Consider the following 20,394-nt stretch of genomic DNA (forward strand, 5'->3'; position numbering starts at 1 on the left):
CGCGTCGCCGCATTTGGCGCTCAGCGGTCTTCCCCCGACGTTCAATCAGCCCTGTGCGCGAGCGCATCTACCCGTCCCGGCTGCCGCCATGCTCTTCCACTGGGATAGCGGATAGCTAATGTATTGCATAGTATTGCACGGCAATTCACGGTTGCGATACGGTATTAACACAGAAATTAGAGTCCTGTTGCAGTAGGGCAACATTGACTTTGCGTCCAACGACTCGGACTCGATTAAGCCGGCTATAAACCGAGAGATGTGACAATTGGAGTATATTAGTGAGATTTAATGTACTTGGAAGGCAAAGATACCTGCCCGTCGGCCTCGGCGCGCTTTTGCTGGCGACCGGCCTTGCCATGGCCGAAGATACCAAGCCGGCAGAGACGAAACCCGCGGACGCCAATCCCTGGGTGGTCAATTGCTCGTCGGGACCAACGGGCACCGAATTGCAATGCCAAGTTTCGCAGAATCTCACCGAAGCGAAGACCGGCCAGCGGGTTCTGACTGTGACGGTGCGCCGCCAGCAGGGTACCCCAGGCTTTGCCATGCTTTTGGCCCTGCCGCATGGCCTGTTCCTGCCATCGGGAACTTCCTACCAGATCGACAGCGGCAAGAAGGTCACGATCGCTATCCAGACCAGTGACCAGAACGGCGCCTATGCCGCGACGCCGCTGGCGCCGGATCTGCTCAAGGCGATGCGATCCGGAGCGACGTTGAACGTCGGCATGGAATCGGTAACGCGCAAACCGGTGACCATTCCGGTTTCGCTCAAGGGGTTCGGCGCGGCGGTCGACAAGCTCGAAGCGACCAAGTAAGGCGGCGCAAAATTGCCCGGTTGCGAGCTCGAAGCCGGCCGGGGGGCGGCTGCTGGTTCGAGGCTGGCCGCGCCCGTGTGCATCTGGTGTGGAGGCCGCCTTTTGCCCTGCCAAGAAGGTGCACCCGGCGTTTGTGGTTGACGAGCTCCAAAGCTTCGCGCGCGTCTCAACACGGCGGGGTTTGCGTGCAAAGACGACGAGCCGATTGATGGTTTTTACCGGACGTACGTGTCCGATCCGTTTGGCAATCGGATTGAGTTAATGGGAGTCGCGGGACAACGGTGCGGAGCCAGGCGCGGATACTTATGATAGCAGAGGACCGCTACCTCGTGAACTCACTATGGGGGGCGCGCTCTGGGCAGGTTGCCATACAGCGCTGTCACGGAATTCGTTTGTTGAAGGATCTTCCTTAAGGATCGCCGGCGCGCTTGAATCCAGTCCCCGCAACCAAACTCAAAACGGCCCGCTCAACGCGGGCCGTTTTGCGTTTCTGAGGGCCGGTGGATTTGAACTCTCGTCATGGCCTGCAAGAAGGTAAAGCTGACGCCCCCGGGGCAGAGAAGCCAAATCCTGGCCCTGCAACCAGCTTCGATTGAAAAACGCCGGCAACTCAAGGAGTTGCCGGCGTTTTGCTTCGTGGCGCAGCTCCGCTCAGACGGAATCGTCAGGCGGGCTTGTCGTCGGGATGGCCAAGCTCGCAGAACCAGCCGCCGAGATATTTCACCGACGGCTTGTTCGGATCGGGAACAGGGGTTTTGGCCTCGACCGCGGCGCGAAATGGCTCGGCGCTGTCCTGCGGGATGAACCCAAGGTGGTCCGCGCCGCTGTTGTCGACCATCTTCAGCTTGTTGTTGGAAATGCCGAAGGAGATCGTGTGGCCGACGCGCGGCGCGGTAAGCGACGCTTCGACCAGGCGCACGCAATCGGCGAAGGAGAGATATGACCACAGCATGCGCCGGTCGGCCGGTTCGGGGAAGGACGAGAAGATGCGCAGGCACGCCGTCTCGATGCCGAACTTGTCCCAATAGAGCCGACTGAGGCTCTCGACGAAGTTCTTCGAAACGCCATAGAGGCTGTCGGGGCGCACCGGCGCGTCGACGCCGATATGCGCCTCGATCTCGTGATAGCCGATGGCATGCACGGACGAGGCATAGATGATGCGCTTCACGCTGTGTTTACGGGCGCCTTCATAGATGTGGTAGGAGCCGCGGATGCTGGAATCGAGGATGGTCTGCCATTCGCATTCGAGCGGCGCGCCGCCGAAATGGACGATCGCGTCGCAATCCTTGGTCGCGGCGATCGTGGCTTCCATGTCGGCGAGGTCGAAGACCGCTTCCTCCTCGTGCGGCGCAAGGTCGCCGAAGGGTTCGCGGCCCGCCAGGCGGATCGTCTTGGCCAACGGCGCCAGCCCCTTGCGCAGCTGCGAGCCGAGCCGGCCGGCGGCGCCGGTGATCAGGATACGTTCGTAATGCGGCATCACTTACTCCACTTGCGCGACGGCGGCGTTGATCCGCGCGATCGCCTCGGTCAGCACCTCTTCGCTGGTCGCGGTCGAGATGCGGAAATAGGGCGACAGTCCATAGGCGACGCCAGGCACCGACGCCACCCGGCCTTCGTTCAGGAGATAGTTTGCCACAGCCGCATCGTCCTCCAGCACGACGCCCTTGGGTGTCTTGCGGCCGATCAGGCTGGCGCAGCCGATATAGGCGTAGAAAGCGCCACCCGGCGGCGGCAGCGTCAGGCCGTTGATCTTCCGGATGCCGTCCACCACCAGGTCGCGGCGCGCCTCGAAAGCCTGGCGGAAGCGGGCGACTTCATGCTGCGGGCCGTTGAGCGCGGCGACAGTCGCTGCCTGCGCGATCGAGCAAACCGAGGTGCAGGATTGGCTCTGGATGGTCGACATCGCCTTGAGAAGTGGTGTCGGCCCGGCCGCGTAGCCGACGCGCCAGCCGGTCATCGCATAGGATTTCGAAACGCCGTTGACGATCAGCGTGCGGTCCTTGAGCTCGGGGCAGGCCTTGCCGAAGGAAACGAACTCGCGTCCGTCGAACAGGATGTGCTCGTAGATCTCGTCGGAAAGGATGAGCACCTGAGGATGCTTCGCCAGCACCGCGCCCAGCGCCTTGAGATCGGATTGCGAATAAACCGCGCCGGACGGGTTGCCCGGCATGTTGAGGAAGAGCCACTTCGTCCTTGGCGTGATCGCCTTTTCCAAGAGCGCCGGCGTCAGCCGGAAGCCGGTGGTCTCCGGGCATTCGACGACGACCGGCGTGCCGCCGAGCAGCTTCACCATTTCCGGGTAGGAGACGAAATAGGGCGCCGGCAGGATCGCCTCGTCGCCGGTCTCGAGCGTCGCCATAAGCGCGTTGAAGATGATCTGCTTGGCGCCGTTGGCGACGACGATATCATCGGCGGTGTAGTCCAGCCCGTTCTCGCGGCGGAATTTGCCGGCTATGGCTTCGCGCACTTCGACTGTGCCGGCGGCGGCCGTGTAGAGTGTCTGGCCGGCCTTGGCGGCGAAATGAGCGGCATCGACGATGTGATGCGGTGTCGGAAAATCGGGTTCGCCCAGGCCGAGATCGATCACGTCGACGCCCTTGGCGCGCAGCGCCTTGGCGGCCTGCGAAGCCGCCATCGAAGCCGAAGGCTTCACCGCCGACAGGCGAGAGGCAACATAGCTCATCAGTCGTTCTCCGTGATGTAACCCTTGGACCGGTCATTGGCTCGCGCGGCCGCATTGCGTTTGGCCGGATCGCCATAGCCGCCGCCGCCCGGCAGTTCGAGGATCAGCCGCCGCCCTGCCGGCACATGCTGCCAGCCTTTCGGGCGCATCTTTGTGCCGTCGTCGAGCTTGACGACACCAGCGACGCCCGGCTTGCCGCCGTTGCGTCCGTGGGCCGGATGATTGACGCGGTCGAACATGGCCGAGAAGTCGAATTCATGGCCGTCGGTGGCGGCGATCTCGATAACCTGCCCCAAGCCGCCGCGGAATTCGCCGTCGCCGCCGGAGTTGGGCCGTAGCTCCTTGCGCCAGATGACGATCGGCCCGGTATGCTCGGTCGCCTCGATCGGCATGGTGTGGACGCCCGACGGAAAGGCCGTGGCCGACAATCCGTCGAGCTCGGGGCGGGCGCCCATGCCGCCGGAGTTGAACATCAGCACCTCGGCGCGCCGGCCGGATGCGCCGGCAACGGGGCGCGCCGAAATATGGATGTTCCAGAGCGCGCCGGCGCCTTCGGCAAGGATTTTTCCGGGCAACGCCTTGGAGAAGGCGCCGAGCACCAGATCGGGAACCATGTGGCCGAAAATATGCCTGAGCGCCACCGGCGCCGGCCGCACCGCGTTCAGGATGTTGACCGGCGACGACACGGTGAAAAAGGCGAGCGAAGCGGCGTTGTTGGGAATGTCGGGCGCCACCATGCATTTCAGCGCATAGCAGGCATAGGCCTTGCTGTAGATGATCGGGCAGTTGATGCCCCACCGGCTCATCGGATCGGTGCCGGTGAAATCGACTTCGACATGGTCGTCGCGGACCGAGACCGTGGCTGCAAGCTTGACCGGCTCGTCGTAGCCGTCGGTCACCAGCTCGTTCGACCAGCTTCCCTTCGGCAGCGCCTCGATGCGCTCGAGCATCGCGTCGCGGGTGCGCGAGAAGATGAAGTCGCCGAGCCCGCCGAGCGAGGCCAGGCCGATCTCCTTCATCATGTCGACCAGGCGCCGGTGGCCGACCTCGTTGCAGGCGGCCAAGGAATAGAAATCACCAACCACCTGGTTGGGCTCGCGGACATTGGCGCGCAGGATGCGGACGAGATCGAGATTGACTTTGCCCTTTTCCGCGAACTTCATGATCGGGATCTGGATGCCTTCCTCATAGACCGACTTGCCGTCGGCGCCGAAGCCGCGGCCGCCGACATCGACGACATGCGCCGTGCAGGCGAAGAAGGCCACGAGCTCGCCGTTGAGGAAGGACGGCGACACCATGGTGATGTCGTGCAGGTGGCCGGTGCCGAGCCAAGGGTCGTTGGTGACATAGGTGTCGCCTTCGAACATCTCCTCGCGCGGGATTGCGTGCATGAAATGCAGCACCGCCTCGGCCATGGTGTTGACGTGGCCCGGCGTGCCGGTCACCGCCTGCGCCAGCATCTGGCCGCGCGGATCGAACACGCCGGCCGACAGGTCGCCGGATTCGCGCACGGAGGTCGAGAAGGCGGTGCGCAGCAAAGTGAGCGCCTGCTCCTCGACCACCGAGATCAACCGGTTCCACATGACCTGCATGCGGATTTCGCCAATATCGCTCATGCCTGGCTGCCTTTGCGGATCAGGAGTATCGCGCCTTCGCTCTGGATGACGGCGTCGAAGCTGGTGGTGACGACGGTGGACGTCTCGCGCTCCACGATGACTGCCGGACCGGCGACGCGATCGCCGGCGCAGAGCGTGTCACGCTCGACAATGCCATAGCTGCGCGGCGCGCCGCTGACCGGATCGAACACCGCGCGCGCCGTTGTCGGCTCGCTGGTCTTCTTGCCGATGATGAGCTCATGTCTTGCGCCTGGGGGCCGAACGTCCGTCGCCTTGACCGACCAGGTGACGATCTCGATCTCCAAACCGTCGAGGCCTTCGATGGCGCGGCCGAAGAAGCGCTGGTAGTTCTGCTCGAACAGCTCCTTGAGCTTTGCCACGGCATCGTCGCCGAACGGTTCGTCCGCCAGCGGCACGGGGATTTCCCAGCCTTGGCCGGCATAGCGCATGAAGGCGGTGATCTCGCAGACGACTTTTCCGCTGGCGCCGGTGCGCACGAAACCCTCGGCGGAGGCTTTGAGGTCGGCGAGGAGTGCGTTGACTTCGGCCGGCTTGAAGCGCGACAGGCGCGTCAGCTTCGACGCCAGGGCTTCGTAGCCGAACGGCGCCTTGAGGAAGCCGATCGCCGACCCGACGCCGGCGCCGCGCGGCACGATGCATTGGTCGATCCCGAGCTTTTCGCAAAGCCTTGCGGCGTGGAGGGGTGCTGCGCCACCAAAGGCGATCATCAGATTGTCGGAGATGTTCTTGCCGTTTTCGACGGCGTGGACGCGGGCAGCATTCGCCATGTTCTCGTCCACCACCTCGCAGATGCCGAAGGCGGTCGCCATGGCATTCAGCGACAGGCGCTCGCCGACGTCGCGCAGGATCGCCTGCTCGGACGCGGCGGTGTCGAGCTTGATCGCGCCCCCGGCAAAATTGTCGGGGTCCAGCTTGCCGAGCACGAGGTCGGCGTCGGTGATCGCCGGACGCTTGCCGCCGCGGCCGTAGCAGGCGGGGCCGGGTTCAGAGCCGGCGCTTTCCGGTCCGGTCTGAATGCGGCCCATGGCGTCGACCCAGGCGATCGAGCCGCCGCCGGCGCCGATCTCGATCATCTCGATCACCGGGATGGAGATCGGCATGCCCGAGCCCTTCGAAAAGCGGTAGGTGCGGGCTACTTCGAAGGTCCGCGCCGTGCGCGGCGCAAAATCCTCGATCAGGCAGATCTTGGCGGTGGTGCCGCCCATGTCATAGGAGACGACCTTTTCGAGCCCGAAGCGCCGGGCGATGTCGGCGGCGAAAATGGCGCCTCCCGCAGGACCGGATTCGACCAGGCGAACCGGGAATTCCGAAGCGGTTTCGACCGAGATCAGGCCGCCGCCCGAATGGATCATGAAGACCGGGCAGTCGGCGCCCATGTCCTTCAGCCGCGTCTGCAGGCGGGCGAGGTAGTCAGCCATCTGCGGCCGCACATAGGCGTTGGCGCAGACCGTGTTGAAGCGCTCGAACTCGCGCATCTGCGGCGACACCTCGGCGCTGATCGAAATCGGGATGGTGAGTTTCCTGGAGAGGATCTCGCGGGCGCGACGCTCGTGGTCGGGGTTGGCGTAGGCGTGGATGAAGCCGATCGCCACCGAGCCGAAATTGCCGGCAGCGATCCGGTCGGCGATCTCCTCGAGCGCGGCTTCGTCGAGCGGCTGCAGCTCCTGTCCCTCGGCGCCGATGCGGCCCCTGACTGTGAAGCGGTCCTCGCGCGGGATCAGCGGCGTCGGCAGTTGCAGGTTCAAGTCATACTGCTCGAAGCGGTTCTCCGTCCGCATCTCGATCACGTCGCGAAAACCTTCGGTCGTGACCAGCGCGGTCCGGGCGCCGCGCCGCTCGATCAGCGCGTTGGTGGCGAGCGTCGTGCCGTGGATGATGATGCCGATCTCGGTTGCAGAAATTCCGGCATCGCGGATCACCACGTCGATACCGTCGAGGATCGCCTGCTCGGGCGCCGCATAATTGGTCAGCACCTTGGTCGAAAACATCGTCCCCCTGACATCGAGCGCGATGTCGGTGAAGGTGCCGCCAATGTCGGCGCCGAGACGGATGTCGTCTGATCTGGAGGTCATGCCTTGGCCTTCTGCGAAGCAAGCGCGGCGTCGCGCATCTGGGAAAGGGTTTGCCGGGGCGTGAGCGCTTCGGGCGAGATGGCGATGTCGAGGACCGCGCCCGTTGTCGAGGCGAGCGCCCGATCGAAGGCGGCGGCGAAATCCCCGGTCGATTCGACGCGCTCGGCGTGAAAACCATAGGCCTTTGCCAGCGCCACGAAGTCCGGGTTTTCCAGCGAGGTGCCGGAGACGCGGGCCGGATAGTTGCGTTCCTGATGCGCGCGGATCGTACCGTAAATGCCGTTGTTGATGATGAGCACGATCGGCTGCGCGCCTGCCTGCATGGCAGTGCCGAGCTCCTGGCAATTCATCTGAAAGTCGCCGTCGCCGGCAAAGCAGACGACAGTGCGGTCCGGATAGGCGACCTTCGCGGCGACTGCCGCCGGCAGGCCGTAGCCCATGGCGCCGGATTGCGGCGCGAGCAGCCGCGCCTGCGGTCCGAATTTGAAGAACTTGTTCGGCCATACGGTGAAATTGCCGGCGCCGTTGGTGACGATGACGTCGGTCGGCAAGGTCTCGCGCAGCCAGGCGCTGACCGCGACCATGTCGACCGGGCCGGGCTGTACGGGTGCCGCGAAGGCGCCTTCATAGGCCTTGCGCGCCGCCGCGCGCCAGTCGGCCCAGCCACCCTTCACCGGCGTCAGGGCCTTGGCGAAAGTGTTCGGGCCGGCGTGGATACCGATCGCGGGCACATAGATCTTGCCGATCTCGCGGTCGGAGCCGTGCGCATGGATCAGCTTCTGGCGCGGCACCGGAACGTCGAGCAGCGTGTAGCCGTCCGTCGTCATCTCGCCGAAGCGGACATTGACGGCCAGAATCACGTCCGCATCGCGGATCAGCGTCTTGACATGCGCCACCATGCCGACGCCGGCTTCGCCGACGAACACCGGCGAATGGTTGTCGAACTGGTCCTGGTAGCGGAAGGCGGCAACCACAGGGATGTCTGAAGCCTCGGCGAAGGCCTGGAGCGCGGCGCGTCCATCGGTCGTCCAGTTGGCGCCACCCATGAGCAGCGCTGGCTTCTCTGCCACAGCCAGCATCTCAAGCGCCGCCGCGACGGCATCCCGCGACGGAGCGGCTTCGAAAATCGAAGCAGGGCCGCTGAGCGGCGCGGCCTCGGTCATGGTCGTCAGCATGTCTTCGGGCAGCGCGACGACGACGGGGCCGGGCCGGCCGGTCAAGGCGGTGGTCCAGGCGCGCGCTACGATCTCGGGAAGTCGCGCGACGTCGTCGATCTCGACCGCCCATTTTGCGACGGTCCCATAGACCGCCCGGTAATCGATCTCCTGGAAGGCTTCGCGGCCTTTCATGTCGGTGCCGACCTGGCCGACGAAGAGGATCATGGGCGAGGAGTCCTGCATGGCGGTGTGGACGCCGATGCTGGCATTGGTCACGCCCGGGCCACGCGTCACGAAGCAGATGCCCGGTGTGCCCGTCAGCTTGCCATAGGCGGAAGCCATGAAGGCCGCGCCGCCTTCGTTGCGGCAAAGCACGTAGTCGAGCTTGCCATGGGTATCGTGCAGCGCGTCGAGGACGGCCAGATAGCTCTCGCCGGGAACGCCAAAGCTCTTGGTGACACCCAAGGCGATGAGGCACTCGACAAGAAGGCGACCGCCATTGCGGACCATGCTTCGACATCCTCTTAAAGCTGGCGGCAAGCGGACCGGGCCTGCCCTTGCAACTATACCTGCACCGCGGCGGGCCGGCGCGAAATCAAGAAATGCGATCCATACGAAAGTTTTTCTTTGCTATGGAATCCGAACCAGAACACCGGGGTTCATCGTAGCCTGCGGATCGAATGCGCGCTTGAGCCGCGCCATGAGGCTACGCTCGGTGGAGCCGCGGTTACGGTCGGCCATGGCGATCTTGGCGCGGCCGAGCCCATGCTCGGCGGCAAAGCTGCCGCCCATGTCGGTGGCTAAGGCAGCCAGCGCCTCGGCGAATGCCCCAGCCTTGCCGTCGAAATCGGCGCGGCCTTCCGGCGGCGACAGATTGTAGTGGATGTTGCCGTCGCCGAGATGGCCGAACGGGTTGATCCGCACGCCGGGAAGAATGTCGTGGCATAGTTTCGCGCCGGCCTCGATGAAGCGCGCGATCGCGCCCGGCGGCACGGAGATGTCGTGCTTGAGCTGCTCGCCCTCCAGCCGCTGGCCCTCCGGCTGCTCCTCGCGCAGCCGCCAGAACTGCGCCCGTTGCGCGCCCGAATTGGCCAGCGCGCCATCCACGACCAGGCCTTGCTCCATGCCCCATTCCAGCGCCGAAGCCAGGATCTCGTCGAGAGGGACGCGCGTCGAGCCCGACGCCACTTCGACGAGCAGATAGACGTCGCCCCTCGTCTCCAGCTGATAGGCAAGATCCGGCAGATGCTTGAGCGCGAGCGTCAGGCCGACATCCGAAAAGAACTCGAGGCCGGCCAGGAATTCTCCGGCCTCGCCGCGCAGGAAGGCGCCGAAGGACACGGCGGCGGCGAAGTCGGACATCACCAAGAGCGCGCTCGCCTGCTGCTTTGGCGTGGGATAGAGCCGAAGCACGGCGCGCGTCACGATGCCGAGCGTGCCTTCCGAACCGCAGAACAGCTTGCGCAGCTGATAGCCGGCATTGTCCTTCTGCACGGCGCGAAGACCGTCCCACACCGTGCCGTCCGGCATCACGACCTCGAGGCCGAGCACCAGATCCTGCATCATGCCGAAGCGAAACGCCTGGCTGCCGCCGGCATTGGTGCCGATCAGGCCGCCGATCCTGGCGCTGCCTTCGGCCCCGAGATGCATCGGAAACATCAGGCCATGCGGTTCCAGCGCCTCATGCAGCGCGGCAAGCACGACGCCCGCGTCGACGATGATCGATCCGCTCTCCGGCTCCGGTTCGCCGATCGCCGTCATGCGTGAGAGCGAGACGATCGCCGCGTTCGCCCGATCGGCGACGGCGCCGCCGCACAGGCCGGTGTTCCCGCCTTGCGGGATCACCGCCACGCCTGCCTCCCTGCATATGTTTACGACTGCCGCCACCTCCGCGGCGCTGGCAGGCCTGGCAATCCCAAGAGGCGCTACGCCATAGCGGTTGAGCCAATCGCGGTGGTAGGGCTCGGCATCACCACCGGAAAGCCAGCCTTTCGGCCCGAGGATTGCCTGCAATGCGATAACGAGATCAGCCATCTGGGTACCTGAGATGTGGATGAGCCGCGTATAGACAGTAAGGCCGTACGGCTCAATGACCCAGGACCTGCGACAGGAATTGTCGCGTGCGCTCGTTCCGGCAAGAGGTGAAGAACTCCTCCGGCGGCGCCTCCTCGACGATCTCTCCGCCGTCCATGAAGACCACCCGGTCGGCGACACGCCGCGCAAAGCCCATCTCATGCGTGACGCAGATCATCGTCATGCCGTCGGAGGCGAGCGTCACCATCACGTCCAGCACCTCCGATATCATTTCCGGATCGAGCGCCGAGGTCGGCTCGTCGAAAAGCATGATCTGCGGCTGCATGCAAAGCGCCCGCGCAATCGCCACACGCTGCTGCTGGCCGCCGGAGAGCTGGCCGGGAAACTTCATCGCCTGCTCGGGGATGCGGACCTTCTCAAGATAGCGCCGGGCAGTTGTCTCCGCTTCCGCGCGCGGCAGCTTGCGCACGATCATCGGCGCGATCATGCAGTTCTCCAGCACCGTCATATGCGGGAACAGGTTGAAGTGCTGGAACACCATGCCGACTTCGCGCCTGATCCCGTCGATGTTGGCGACATCGTCGTTGAGCTCGGTGCCGAGCACGGTGATGCGGCCGCCATCGTGCTGCTCGAGCCGGTTGATGCAGCGGATCATGGTGGACTTGCCGGAGCCGGAAGGACCGCAGACGACGATCCTTTCGCCCCGCCCGACGGACAGGTTCACCTTCCGCAGCGCATGGAATGTCCCGTAGTGTTTGTCGAGGTTTTCGATGCGGACCGCCGGTCCGGAAGCTTTGCCCGGATTCATGTCTACCGCCTCCTCACCGTTCGCCGACCGACATGCGGCGCTCGAGGAAAGCGCCGTAGCGGGACAGGCTGAAGACGAAGACGAAGTAGATGAAGGCGATGAAGGCGTAGACCTCGACATAGGCGAAGCGCCATTCGCCGGTGCCGTAGGCGGCGTTGCCGGAGGCCAGGATCTCGAAGAAGCCGACGATGACCACCAGTGAGGTTTCCTTGAACGAGATCACGAACTGGTTGATCGTCGCCGGCAGCGCGTTGCGCATCGCCTGCGGCAGAAGGATGCGGCCGATGCGCTGCCAGTAGCTCATGCCGAGAGCCATGGCGGCTTCTTCCTGTCCCGCCGGCACCCCTTGCATGCCGCCCCGCACGATCTCGGCCTGGTAGGCCGAGAAGAACAGGGCGGAGCCGAGGATGACCCGATAGAGCTTGTCGCCCACCAGCCATTGCGGCAGCGCGAAGGGCAGGACGATGGCGAAGGTGAACAGGATCGAGATCAACGGCAGCGATCGAACCCCGTCGATGATGAGGGCGGTGGTCCGCGATATCCAGGGAAGCTCCGAGCGCCGCAGCAGAGCCAGGCAGATCGCCAGCGGGAAGCCGATCAGGCAGGTGGTGACGAAGATGAAGAGGGTCAGCGCCAGGCCGCCCCAGGCTTCCTCGCCGACATAAGGCAGTCCAAGCACGCCGCCCTTCATCAGCACATAATAGAGGGCCGTGCCTGCTCCCCAGACGAACGCGATGCGGCGGCCCGTCCAGAAGGCCGGGATGCAGCTCAGCACCGTCATCACCACGACGGCCACACAGGCAAGTGCGGAGCGCCATTGCTCCTCGAAGGGATAGAGGCCGAAGAGGATGATGCGCCACCTTGCCGCGATGACCGACCAGCAGGCGCCGGCCGCCGCCTGGCAGGCCTCGGGTCCGCCGCTCGTTGTGAATACAGCCGAGAAGACTGCCCAGTCGAGCAGCTTCCAGACGACGAACGCCATGATCGCCAGCGAGATCAGCGATAGCAGCGCCTGAAGCGGCGTCGCGAAGAAGCGGCGCTTCAGGTCTTCGACCTTTCCCGGGGCAGGGGGAGCGACAACGACCATCTCCATCTCTCACGCCCTCAGTTGATTGCCCTTCAGGGCAATGGCTTTGTTGATGTGGTTGAAGATGGCGGCAAGGCTGAGGTTGATGGCGAGGAAACCCGCCATCAGGATGCCGATGGTTTCCAGCGTCTGGCCGGAATGGTTGATGGTCAGCGCCACGATCATGAAGAAATCGGTGAAGCCGACGGCGATGCCCATGGTCGTCGCCTTCATCAGCCAGACATACTGGTTGGCGAGGATCGGCAGCATGGCGCGCAGCGCCAGCGGCAACCGCACAAGCGTGAACACGCGCCACGGGCTCAAGCCCAGCGAAAGCGCCGCTTCCATCTGGCCTTTGCCCACCGCCTTGAAGCCGCCGCGCACGATCTCGGCGATGTAGGAACCACCATAGATGGCGATGGCGATCGCCAGCGCGGAAAACTCCGGCGGAATGCGCAGGCCTCCCTTGAGATTCAGGCCTTGCAAGGCGGGGAAGTCGAGAAGTGGCAGGTCCGGCAAGCGACCGAGCGCCAGGATCACGGCGGCGGTGGCCAACGCCGTCGCCGCCGCGGCCAGTTGAATGCCGAGCCGCTCGCCGAATGGTCGGCCAAGGCGCGACGTTCTGCCCAGCCAGACGGGCAGCGCGATTGCCGCGATCACGGCAAGTATCGCCGCCGCAAACGCGATGGCCCCGACATTGGGGATCGGCAAGTAGAGGCCGCGGCTGGTCAGCAGCATGCCGAATGCCTCATGCGCAGCGCGCGGCGTCGGCAGGTGCGTGATGACGGCGTACCAGAAGAAGACCTGGAGGATCAGCGGGATGTTGCGGAAAATATCGACATAGGTGCGGCCGAGCAGCCGCGCCAATTCGTTCGAGGACGTTCGTGCCAGGCCGACGATCGTTCCGACCAGCGTCGCCAGCATCAGCCCGACGGTGCCGAGGAACAGCGTGTTGATGATGCCGATGAGGAAGAACCACCAATAGGGATCGTTGGCCGTGGCGGGCAGCAGCGAGAAGTTCACGTCCCAGCCGGTCGACTTGTAGAGGAAGTCGAAGCCGGAGGTGATCCCTTGCTCGGCAAGGTTGCGCCGGGCGATGACCACGCCGGCGAGCACAAGCGCCGCAAGCGCGCCGACATAGAGAACCTGCAACAGCGTGTTGCGGACCTTCTGATTTCTCAGCAGGCTGACCATCGACCTAGCTTTCTCGAATTGCTGTCGGCTCCGCCCGGCGCAAGCCAGGCGGAGCCCAGAGCAGGATAACTTCAGACGCGGATCAGTCGATCACCAAGGGGATCAATCGATCACCAGCGGGAACAGGACGCCGCCATTGTTCCACAGGTTGGTCAGCTCGCGATCCATCTTGTAGGGCGAATCCTTGCCGAGATCGCGATCGAAGATCTCGCCGTAATTGCCGACCTTCTTGATGACGTTGTAGGCCCAGTCGTCGGAAAGCCCGAGACCCTTGCCCATGCCCGGCGTGACGCCGAGGAATTTGGCCACCTGCGGCGAGGTCGGCTTGGCCTTGATCTCGTCGACATTCTTGGAGGTGATGCCTTCCTGCTCGGCGAAGATCAGGGTGCTCAGCGTCCAGTTGGCGATGTCCACCCAGTTGTCATCGCCTTGGCGCATGATCATCACTTCGGGCTCGACCGCGAGCACGTCGGGCAGGATCACATGATCCTCGACCTTGCTCTTGGCGATGCGGGCGATGGCCAGCGTCGGACCCCACTGCGCATAGAGATCGCAGCGGCCGGAGAAATAGGCTTGTTCCAGCTCTTCGGTCTTTTCGATCAGCACCGGCTCGAGCTTGATGCCGAGCTTCTGGGCGTAGGCGGCGACCTGCTGCTCCTGCGAGGTGCCGGCGGGGATGCAGATCGTGCCGCCATTGGCGTCCTTGAGCGACTTCAGGTTCAGCTCCTTATGCGCCATCACCTTGGTGGTTCCGAGGTAATAGGACATGGAGAATTGCAGGCCGAGCTCGGTGTCGCGGCTGAGCGTGCCGCCCGAAGCCTTGATGATGATGTCGACATCGCCCGACTGGAGCGACGGCCACCGCTGCGCCCAGCTGATCGGAACGATCTTCAGCTTCGCCGGATCGCCGAACACGGCCGTGGCCACCGCCTTGCAGAGGTCGATGTCCATGCCCTTCCAGTTGCCCTTGTCGTCCACCTCGGCAAAGCCGAGATATGAGCCGTCATGGCCGGTGCAGTTGAGCACGCCGCGCGCCTTGACGGTTTCGAGCGTCTTGCCGCCGGCGGCTTCAGCGGGTGCGGCCAGATGAACGAGGCCCAGGGCCATGGCGGCGGCCCCCCATTTGATCATTTTCATTTTGATTGTCTCCACTGTTGAGGTTGTTCCGTTTCTTGTTGTTGGAGCCCGTAGGATGCCTTTCGGAGCTCGGTCTCTAAGCCGCTTGTCAGTCGGAAAGCGGGGTCGGTTTCGGCAAGGAGATCTTGAGGTCGCTGCGCCAATCTTCCTGGCCCAGCCATCGATGGAGCGCTGCCACCGCCTTCACGCGCAAATGCCCGCGCGGAACGACGAGGTAGAAGCCGGGGACTTCTTCCGGCTTCATATCGGCGATGGCGTCGCGGCCGATCGGCGCGACCAGCGCGCCGGAGCGAAAATCCTCCTCGGCGTCGATGACGGAGACGAGGCCGACGCCGATGCCTTGCAAGGTCGCCCGGCGCATCGTCGCCGCGTCGTCGAAGCTGATGCTGCGGTCTCCGTCGGTCAGCTCCACGCCGAGGTGCCGCAATATGTCCGGCCACAGGCGCTTCGACTTGACCGTGTCGAGCAGCGTGAAACGCGTCAGGTCATGCGCCGACTTGATCTTCTCGCCGATCGCCGGCGTGCAGCAGATGATCTTGGGGTCAGGCACCAGCAGCGTGACCTCGTAGTCGGGCCAGTTGCCGTAGCCCCACTGTACCGTCATATCGATATCGTCGCGGCCGAAGTCGGGCAGGTCGACCATCGTGGTCAGGCGCAGGTCCGCTCCCGGCAGCATCTCGCGGAACAGCGAAAGCCTTGGCAGCAGGTAATGCGTCGCGAAATACGGGCTCGCATTGAGGTTGATGCGGTCGCGGTAGTTCGACTTGGTGACGCGGCGCACGCCTTCGGAGAACTCGTCGAAGCCCGCCTTGACGTAGTGCGAGAGCAGGATCGCCGACTCGGTCAATTCGATGGACCGGCCCCTGCGCTCGAACAGCGTCACCTGAAGCGTGTCTTCCAGGAGCTTGATCTGCTGCCCGACCGCCTGCGGCGTGACCAGGAGCTCGTCGGCCGCCTGCCGGAAGCTCTTGTGCTGCGCGACGGCGTGGAAGACGCGAAGCGCATTCAGCGAAGGAAGGCGAAGCTTGCCGGTCATGGTAATTCCGCCTCCTTTCGTTCGAGCTCTGTCAATCATGCACTGCCATATGTCCGGCGACGCCAGGCCGCTGGGACGCTATGCGTAGATGTAACCGCCTGAAACAATTACGTTTTCTCCGGTCATGTAGGTGTTCTTCGGGCCGCCGGTCATCAGTACCCATTCGGCGATCTCGGTGGGCTCGGCGCCACGGCCGAGCGGACTTGCCTTGGCCAGTTCCTCGAGGAAGCCGAGTGCCTTGGCCTTCTCGGTGGCCATGCCGGCCGGCGCCACGGAGTTCACCAGGATGCCGTCCTTGGCGGCATAGTGCGCGAAGGACCGCGTCAGGCTGACGACGGCTGCCTTCGTTGCAGCATAGTGGGCGTTCTGCGGATGCGCCTTGAAGGCGTCGACCGAGGTCAGGTTCACGATCCGCCCGCGCACATGATCCTTCGGCTCTTGCGCCTGCATATGGCGGACTGCCGCCACCATCATATGGTAGGTGCCCTTGATGTTGATGCCGTTTGAGGCGTCCCACTCGGCGTCGGTGATCTCGAGCAGCGGCCGACGCGGATAGATGGCGGCGCAGTTGATCAGCGTGTCGACGCGCCCGAGCTTGGCCACGATGGCGTCGAAGGCGGCGTGGCATTGCGGACCGACCTGGATGTCGCCAGTCGCGGCCGCGGTCGGCAGGCCCTTAGCCTTCGCCGGTTCGAGCGCGCCCTCCGCAGCCTGCTGGTTGATGTCGATGATGCCGATCTTTGCCGCCCCGGCCTCGACAGCCATCTTGGCCAGGAGCGCGCCGAGGCCGGCGCCGCCACCAACGATCAGAACGGAAAGATCCTTCATTGCAGTTTTCCCTACTTGGTGCCGCTGGGCGAGGTCGGCCAGGTCGGCATGATGTCGAAACGGGTGACGTCGGCCCATGCCGGCAGCGCGAGCACCGCGACGACCATCCGGGCCACGTCGTCGGGCTGCACCACCTTGCTGGCGTACATGGCGGCGCGCGCCTTGGCGTCGAGGATGTCCTGGTAGAGCTGCGTCTCGACACGGCCGGCGACGATCTCGGTGACGCGCACGCCGGACGGGGAGAGGTCGGCGCGCAGCGCGGCGGCAAAGCCGGAGATCGCAGCCTTGGTGGCCGCATAGACGGCAATGTTGGAGAATGCGGCGTGGCCCGCGACGGAGCCGGTGAACAATATGTGCCCCGACTGCCGCTCCCGCATCTGCGGCACGACGAGGCGGGTGAGCAGGATCGCCGCGCTGAGGTTCACCTCCAGCGTGGTGTCGATGTCGGCGATCTTCATGTCGGCGAAATTGCCGAGCGGCGGCATGATGCCGGCATTGTTGATCAGCACATCGATGGTGAGATCCGCCAGCACCGCTTCCAGCGCCTCACGATCGGTGACGTCGACGGCGATGGGCACGATGCCCGGGCGCTCGGCCTGCAGGTCTTTCAGCGCCGCCTGGCTGCGGCCGGCCGCATAGACGTCGTAGCCGGCGTCGCTCAGCGCGATCGCCATCGCCCGTCCCATGCCGCTCGTCGCTCCGGTGATGAAGGCTGTCGTCACTTGGGCTTCCCCATTTGCGGCTTCCCCATTTGCCTAGTTTTCAGTGTGCGGCGCGGGCCGACGCCGCGAAACCAAGAAAACCAGCAAAAAGGAAAGATAAACTTTCGAAAGCCTTGCTGCCGACCGGAATATTCCAACCTTCCGGTGCGGCGGAAAATGCAGACAGCCCAAGGAAAACAACGTTTTCAGCGCGCGGGAGCGGGCCATTGGCCGCAAACCGAGAAAAAACACGGCTTTCGCGAACGACTGGCTTGGCGCGCGGCGGCGGGGGCGAACGACATCGAAGCCGGCCAAACTATCCGGCTGTCGGCAAGGGCTTTCTCAGGTCGGTGAAAAGCGAGACGGCGGCGGCTTTCTGTTCTGCTTCGGTGGCCTCGATGCCCGAAGCTTTCGCCAGCGCGCGCACACGTCCCAGGCTGTTCTGCAGATGCTTGCGCATCGCCTGGCGGGCCTTGCTTGCGTCCTGGCTTTCGATGGCATCGACGATCGCCTTGTGCTCGCTGTGGATGCGCGCGTAGTAGCTGTCCTTGAGCGCGGGCTCGACCACGTAGCCGAGCTGGAATCGCGGCACGATCATCGGCCCGAGATAGCTCAAGAAGCCATGGATGAATTCATTGCGCGCAGACTTGGCGATCGCGAGGTGGAAATCATAGTCGTAGTGGATCTGGACGGCGGCGGGGTCCGCATGCCGCGCGTCGATCTCATCCATCATGGCGCGGATGTCGCTTGCCTCCTTGTCGGTCCGCCGTTCCGCGCAGAGCCCGGCGGATTCCACTTCGACGCTCAATCTGAGCTCAAGCAAGGCGATGGTCTCCGGTAATGTCCGCAGCGCCTCCTCCGGAATCGAGAAATTGCGCGGCGCGGGCGTGTCGCTGACGAACATGCCGCGTCCCTGTTGCGGCACAACCATGCCCTCTGAGCGCAGCCGCGCTACCGCCTCGCGCACGACGGTGCGACTGACGTCGTATTCGGCGCAAAGTTCCGCCTCCGTCGGCAGTTGGGCGCCGGGAAGCAGCGATCCGGAGCGGATCTTTTCGGACAGGCTCTCCGCCACGACGGTGGACAGCGGCTTGCGCTTCGTCATCAGTCTCCCCTAGAGCAATTCCAGGAAAAGCGTGTAGCGGTTTTCCGTCCGGATTGCGTAGAAACAAAGAGATAGAGCGGTTCGGCGTTTCCGTGAAAAGCTGAAACGCTCGACCCAGATTCGGGGATGATGCCCGAACCGGCAGGACCATTCAAACCGCCGCGGTGACGATCAGTTCGACCAGCATGCCGGGCTTGGCCATCCGGCCTTCGCCGGAGGATCGCGCCGGCGCATGCTCCTTCGGCATCCAGGCGTCCCAGACCGTGTTGACCTCGTCGAAATCGCGCACGTCGTCCAGCCACATCTGGACGTGGAGGATGCGCGTCTTGTCCGTGCCTGCCTTGGCAAGCAGCGCGTCGATCTTGCCGAGCACCTCGCGCATCTGGTCGGCCGCCGATTGGCCGGGCCGAGCGACCTGGCCGGTGAGGTAGAGCGTCCCATTGTGGATGACGCCGTGATGGATGCGGGTGTCGAAGTCGAAGCGCTGAATGTCGCTCACTTGTTCTCTCTCAGATTGCCGGCGTCTGCCGGATGGGGTTGCCTTGCAGGTACTGCGCGTATGGCGCCTGCACGAGCCAGCCGGCATCGACCGGAAGCGTGACGCCGGTGATCGACGCGGCGCGGTCGGAGCAGAGGAACAAGGCAGCCTCGGCGACGTCGCGCGGCTCGACGAAGCGGCGCAGCGCAGTCGTAGCCTGGATGGCTTGCGGGTTGCGCTCGCCCTTGGCGATCTTTGCCTTCAGCCCGTCCGACAGCGTGTAGCCGGGCGCCACGGCATTGACGCGAACACCATGCGGGCCGAGCTCGGCGGCCAGCATTTGCGTCAGCGCCAGGACAGCATGCTTGCCCGGCGTGTAGGCCGGCAGCGACAGTGGCGCGAAAGAGGCAAGTGAGCCGACATTGAGGATCGCGCCGCGCCCGGCGGCCGACATCAACCGGCCGAACACCTGGCAGCCGAGCAGCGTGCCGCGATAGTTGATGCGCCACATCCGCTCGTCTTCGTCGAGATCCTGGTCGAGGACGTGCTTGCCGCTCTGCAGGATACCGGCGCAGTTGACCACGACATGCGGCGTGCCGAAGGCGCTTGCGACACCCGCGGCCAGGGCTTCGACCGAGGCCGAGTCGCCGACATCGGTTTGCACGAAAAGAGCGCGCAGCGCGCCGGCACTCTCGCAAGCGTCGGCGGCTTCCTTGCCTCGAACAGCATCGCGGCCGGCGACGACAACCTGATAGCCGGCCCCGGCGAAGCGCTCGGCGATCGCGCGGCCTATGCCGGACGTGCCGCCAATGACGACGGCGGTCGGTGCGTCAGCCATTGCGGCGATCCTTGCGCTCGATGTCGAAGAATTCGGCCATGGCCTCGACCTGGAAATCCATCATCGGGCGTCCCGGCTGGATGCGGCAGCCGATCTCCTTCGCCGCCTTCAGTAGCGCCGTTTCGGCTGGCTCCATGATGATGTCGACGACCGTCATCTGCGGCGTCAGCCTGCTGACGTCCATCGGCAATGGATCACTGGCCTTCAGCCCGGACGGCGTGGCGTTGATCGCCATATCCATGCCGGACGGATCGGGTCCTCCGACCTCGATGCGGCAGTTGGGGAAAGCCTTGCCGACCAGCAAAGCGAGTTTTTGCGCGCGTTCCTTGTCGATGTCGGCCAGACGGATTTCCGCAGCGCCTTCTTCGGCAAGGCAGTAAGTCAGCGAGGCGCCCGCGCCGCCGGCGCCGACCTGCAGGATGCGCTTGCCTGCGATCCGGTGTCCGCCGGCCTTCAGTCCTTCGATGAAGCCGACGCCGTCGAAATTGTCGGCATACCAGGTGCCGTCCGCCTGCCGGCGCACGGAATTCGCGCTCTGCACGCGCGAAGCGCGATCATGGGCGGCGGCGCATTTGTGGAAGACCGGAACCTTGTACGGCACCGAGATGATCACGCCCCGGATGTTCTCGGCCGCCGTGATGCCGGCCCAGAACGTGTCGAAATCCTCCGGGCGGCAACTCAGCGGCACCATCAGGCTGTCGAGCCCCTTCTGCTCGAAGATATCGTTGAAGATGCCGGGGCTTTTCGCATGGCCTACGGGATGGGCCAGCATGACGAAGACATCGGCCTTGCCGGTTCCGCGCAT

18 protein-coding genes are annotated in these 20,394 nt (G+C 64.5%); 1 reads left to right on the forward strand and 17 read right to left on the reverse strand.

What is annotated here, in order from left to right; all coding sequences use genetic code 11:
• Positions 1 to 278: 278 nt before the first annotated feature.
• Positions 279 to 815: an invasion associated locus B family protein gene (locus FJ430_RS08380; RefSeq protein ID WP_226892115.1), complete on the forward strand. Its 537-nt coding sequence runs from the start codon at positions 279 to 281 to the stop codon at positions 813 to 815.
• A 664-nt stretch (positions 816 to 1,479) separates the two neighbouring features.
• Here FJ430_RS08380 and FJ430_RS08385 read toward each other — a convergent pair.
• From FJ430_RS08385 to FJ430_RS08465, 17 genes are all read right to left on the reverse strand, one after another.
• Positions 1,480 to 2,292, reverse strand: a complete 813-nt coding sequence (locus FJ430_RS08385) for an NAD-dependent epimerase/dehydratase family protein (protein ID WP_140709463.1) — start codon at positions 2,290 to 2,292, stop codon at positions 1,480 to 1,482.
• Between the two features lie 3 nt (positions 2,293 to 2,295).
• Positions 2,296 to 3,498, reverse strand: coding sequence for a pyridoxal phosphate-dependent aminotransferase (locus FJ430_RS08390; protein ID WP_140709465.1), 1,203 nt, complete (start codon positions 3,496 to 3,498; stop codon positions 2,296 to 2,298).
• On the reverse strand, positions 3,498 to 5,114 hold the full coding sequence (locus tag FJ430_RS08395; RefSeq protein WP_140709467.1) for a hydantoinase B/oxoprolinase family protein: 1,617 nt from the start codon (positions 5,112 to 5,114) through the stop codon (positions 3,498 to 3,500). The genes FJ430_RS08390 and FJ430_RS08395 overlap by 1 nt, the downstream gene beginning before the upstream one ends.
• Positions 5,111 to 7,207, reverse strand: a complete 2,097-nt coding sequence (locus FJ430_RS08400; protein WP_140709469.1) for a hydantoinase/oxoprolinase family protein — start codon at positions 7,205 to 7,207, stop codon at positions 5,111 to 5,113. The genes FJ430_RS08395 and FJ430_RS08400 overlap by 4 nt, the downstream gene beginning before the upstream one ends.
• Complete coding sequence (locus tag FJ430_RS08405) at positions 7,204 to 8,874, reverse strand: thiamine pyrophosphate-binding protein (RefSeq protein WP_140709471.1); 1,671 nt, start codon at positions 8,872 to 8,874, stop codon at positions 7,204 to 7,206. Before FJ430_RS08405 ends, FJ430_RS08400 begins: the two co-directional genes overlap by 4 nt.
• 120 nt (positions 8,875 to 8,994) lie before the next feature.
• Positions 8,995 to 10,398, reverse strand: a complete 1,404-nt coding sequence (locus tag FJ430_RS08410) for an FAD-binding oxidoreductase (protein WP_140709473.1) — start codon at positions 10,396 to 10,398, stop codon at positions 8,995 to 8,997.
• Positions 10,399 to 10,450: 52 nt separating this feature from the next.
• Positions 10,451 to 11,206 carry an amino acid ABC transporter ATP-binding protein gene (locus FJ430_RS08415; protein WP_140709475.1) on the reverse strand — a complete coding sequence of 252 codons (756 nt, stop codon included), beginning with the start codon at positions 11,204 to 11,206 and terminating at the stop codon, positions 10,451 to 10,453.
• Positions 11,207 to 11,219: 13 nt separating this feature from the next.
• Entirely contained in the window at positions 11,220 to 12,293 is a 1,074-nt protein-coding gene (locus FJ430_RS08420) for an amino acid ABC transporter permease (RefSeq protein ID WP_226892116.1), read from the reverse strand.
• A 9-nt stretch (positions 12,294 to 12,302) separates the two neighbouring features.
• Entirely contained in the window at positions 12,303 to 13,466 is a 1,164-nt protein-coding gene (locus FJ430_RS08425) for an ABC transporter permease subunit (protein ID WP_140709480.1), read from the reverse strand.
• Positions 13,467 to 13,568: 102 nt separating this feature from the next.
• Entirely contained in the window at positions 13,569 to 14,603 is a 1,035-nt protein-coding gene (locus FJ430_RS08430; RefSeq protein WP_140654345.1) for an amino acid ABC transporter substrate-binding protein, read from the reverse strand.
• Between the two features lie 88 nt (positions 14,604 to 14,691).
• Positions 14,692 to 15,639: a LysR substrate-binding domain-containing protein gene (locus tag FJ430_RS08435; protein WP_140644673.1), complete on the reverse strand. Its 948-nt coding sequence runs from the start codon at positions 15,637 to 15,639 to the stop codon at positions 14,692 to 14,694.
• Positions 15,640 to 15,717: 78 nt separating this feature from the next.
• Positions 15,718 to 16,467: an SDR family NAD(P)-dependent oxidoreductase gene (locus FJ430_RS08440; protein WP_140654349.1), complete on the reverse strand. Its 750-nt coding sequence runs from the start codon at positions 16,465 to 16,467 to the stop codon at positions 15,718 to 15,720.
• An 11-nt stretch (positions 16,468 to 16,478) separates the two neighbouring features.
• A complete protein-coding gene (locus FJ430_RS08445; RefSeq protein ID WP_140654351.1) occupies positions 16,479 to 17,189 on the reverse strand; it encodes an SDR family oxidoreductase in 711 nt (236 codons plus the stop codon).
• 295 nt (positions 17,190 to 17,484) lie between these two features.
• A complete protein-coding gene (locus FJ430_RS08450; RefSeq protein WP_140709482.1) occupies positions 17,485 to 18,273 on the reverse strand; it encodes a FadR/GntR family transcriptional regulator in 789 nt (262 codons plus the stop codon).
• A gap of 151 nt (positions 18,274 to 18,424) precedes the next feature.
• A complete protein-coding gene (locus tag FJ430_RS08455; protein WP_140696701.1) occupies positions 18,425 to 18,772 on the reverse strand; it encodes a RidA family protein in 348 nt (115 codons plus the stop codon).
• A gap of 10 nt (positions 18,773 to 18,782) precedes the next feature.
• Positions 18,783 to 19,589: an SDR family NAD(P)-dependent oxidoreductase gene (locus tag FJ430_RS08460; RefSeq protein WP_140709484.1), complete on the reverse strand. Its 807-nt coding sequence runs from the start codon at positions 19,587 to 19,589 to the stop codon at positions 18,783 to 18,785.
• A complete protein-coding gene (locus FJ430_RS08465; RefSeq protein WP_140709486.1) occupies positions 19,582 to 20,394 on the reverse strand; it encodes a shikimate dehydrogenase family protein in 813 nt (270 codons plus the stop codon). The genes FJ430_RS08460 and FJ430_RS08465 overlap by 8 nt, the downstream gene beginning before the upstream one ends.

This window comes from Mesorhizobium sp. B2-8-5 (genome assembly GCF_006440675.2).
In the GTDB taxonomy this organism is placed as follows: domain Bacteria; phylum Pseudomonadota; class Alphaproteobacteria; order Rhizobiales; family Rhizobiaceae; genus Mesorhizobium.